Source organism: Rhizobium sp. BK289, assembly GCF_014193575.1.
Lineage (GTDB): Bacteria > Pseudomonadota > Alphaproteobacteria > Rhizobiales > Rhizobiaceae > Rhizobium > Rhizobium tropici_C.
In genome coordinates, this window is the sequence record NZ_JACHZO010000040.1 from 1 (window position 1) to 2,462 (window position 2,462).

Below are 2,462 nucleotides of genomic sequence, written 5' to 3' on the forward strand. Positions count from 1 at the left end.
GAAGGCCATCGGCGATATCTGCACACTTTACTCACCCACAGAATGCCAAAACTACTTTAAAGCCGCCGGATACGTCTGAATGCACGTTGCTCTAGGTGCAAATGAGATCAGACGATGGCGGTGCAATCGTCACAACGCCAGTAGACGGCTGCCATCGATGACCATCGGAAGAAGTGCCGGCTGCAATGGTCGCACTCGATTTCAATGATGTGCGTCTTTTCGGCAATGACGTGTGGCTTTGCCTTGACCTTGCGCTCGCTCTTCCACTGCTCAAGTCTCGTGACGGGCATCATCAACCTCCACGCAATACTTCAACCCCGATAGACTAGCTACCTAAAGTAGGCGTAACTAATAAAAGAAATATTGCAAGTCCGACCCAAGCTTCCGCAGGGTTGGAAGACTAAAATTATCCATAGTAGTGCAGGAAAGACATAGCGAACCGGCGCGGCCCGGTGATGCGGCATCGCCCGATTAAAAAATTCCGACAGCCGATATCGCCATTTTCGCGCGTGACACCATGTCATCTGTGGGCGATTTTCCACCAAGACAATAATGGGAGGCATATTCATCATGCGCCAATTCCGCCAACGGGCGATATCCTCGGTGACGCTCGTCACCTTCGCCCTCTTTTCCGTCACCGCCAGAGCCGCCGCGCCACCTCCCGTCGAAGCTGAACACGGCATGGTGGTTACGGCACAGCATCTGGCCACGGACGTCGGCGTGCAGGTATTGAAAAACGGCGGCAATGCCGTCGATGCCGCCGTTGCCGTCGGCTACACGCTCGCGGTGGTCTATCCGACCGCCGGCAATATCGGCGGCGGCGGCTTCATGACCATCCGCATGCGCGACGGCAAGACGGACTTCCTCGATTTCCGCGAGCGCGCGCCGTTGGCAGCCAAAAAGGACATGTATCTCGACGACAAGGGCAATATCGTCAAAGGCGCCAGCACCAATGGCTATCTCGCCGTCGGCGTTCCGGGCTCGGTCATGGGCTTCGAGACTGCCCGCGAGAAATACGGCACGAAATCGCGTCAGGATCTGATGGCGCCGGCCATTCGCTACGCCAGGGAAGGCTTCACGCTGAACCAGGCCGATGCCGCCGAACTGAACGAGAGCAAGGATCGACTCGCGCGCGATCCGGCCACCGCGGCGATCTTCACCAAGTCGGATGGCAAGCCCTTCACGACGGGCGACAAGCTCGTACAGCCGGATCTCGCCAATGCGCTGTCAGGCATTTCGGATCAGGGGCCGGATGGCTTCTACAAGGGACCGGTCGCCAATGCCATCGTCAAGGCGAGCCAAGACAAGGGCGGCATTCTCGCAAACCAGGATTTCGAGCAGTACAAGGTCCGTGAGCTGGACCCCGTGAAATGCGACTATCGCGGCTACGAGATCATCTCATCTCCGCCACCCTCCTCCGGTGGCGTCATCATCTGCGAAATCCTCAACGTGCTGGAAGGCTATCCGCTCTCCTATACCGGCTACGGCTCGGCCGATACCGTCCATCTTATGGTCGAAGCCATGCGCCACGCCTATGTCGACCGCAACTCGGCCCTCGGCGATCCCGACTTTGTCGACAATCCCGTCAGCAAGCTGCTGGACAAGGCCTATGCCCAGAAGATCCGCGACGACATCTCGCCCTATAAGGCGGGCGTCTCCAAGGATCTGATGCCCAAGGGCTTGGGCGAAAGCCACGAGACCACGCATTATTCGATCGTCGACAATGACGGCAATGCCGTTGCCGTCACCTACACGCTGAACGGTTCCTTCGGCGCCGGAGTCGTCGCGCCTGGTACGGGCATCCTCTTGAACAACGAGATGGACGATTTCACCTCCAAGCCCGGCGTGCCCAATCTGTACGGCCTGGTGCAGGGCGAAGCCAACGCCATCCAGCCGAAGAAGACGCCGCTGTCCTCCATGAGCCCGACGATCATCGCCAAGGACGGCAAGCCCTTCATGGTGATCGGCAGCCCCGGCGGCTCGCGCATCATCACCATCACGCTCGAGGCGATCATCAACGTCATCGATTTCGGCATGAACATCCAGGAAGCGATCGATGCGCCGCGCATCCATCATCAATGGCTGCCGGATAAGGTCTACATGGAGCCCCGCGCGTTATCGCCGGATACGATCAAGCTCCTGACCGGCATGGGCTACACGGTTCAGGTCGACAATAGCTGGCCGATCTGGGGCCAGGCGGCCGGCATCCTGGTGGGCGGCAAGAGCCTCAGCGATATCGCCAAGGGCGGTGGCGCCCGCTACAACGGCGCCATGGACAGCCGCGCCGGCTCGGGACTTGCCGAAGGCTACTGATCGCCTCGGTGCCTGCTGACGACTCGGATCGGTGCCACCACCAACCGGCACCGGTCTTATGGGATGGCCCGCCCTTTCACCCAGCATCGAGTACAATGCTGATATCGGGAAAGGGAAAGGACCAACCAATGTCTATTGCTATTCTTGGA

At 59.2% G+C, this 2,462-nt stretch carries 2 protein-coding genes; one reads left to right on the forward strand and one right to left on the reverse strand.

The window, feature by feature from the left end:
- Positions 1-107: 107 nt before the first annotated feature.
- On the reverse strand, positions 108-290 hold the full coding sequence (locus tag FHT84_RS31230; RefSeq protein ID WP_112340533.1) for a hypothetical protein: 183 nt from the start codon (positions 288-290) through the stop codon (positions 108-110).
- Between the two features lie 280 nt (positions 291-570).
- Here FHT84_RS31230 and ggt point away from each other — a divergent pair, with 280 nt between their 5' ends.
- Positions 571-2,313 (forward strand): gamma-glutamyltransferase, encoded by a 1,743-nt coding sequence (ggt, locus tag FHT84_RS31235; RefSeq protein WP_112340573.1) that lies wholly within the window; start codon positions 571-573, stop codon positions 2,311-2,313.
- Positions 2,314-2,462: the final 149 nt, after the last annotated feature.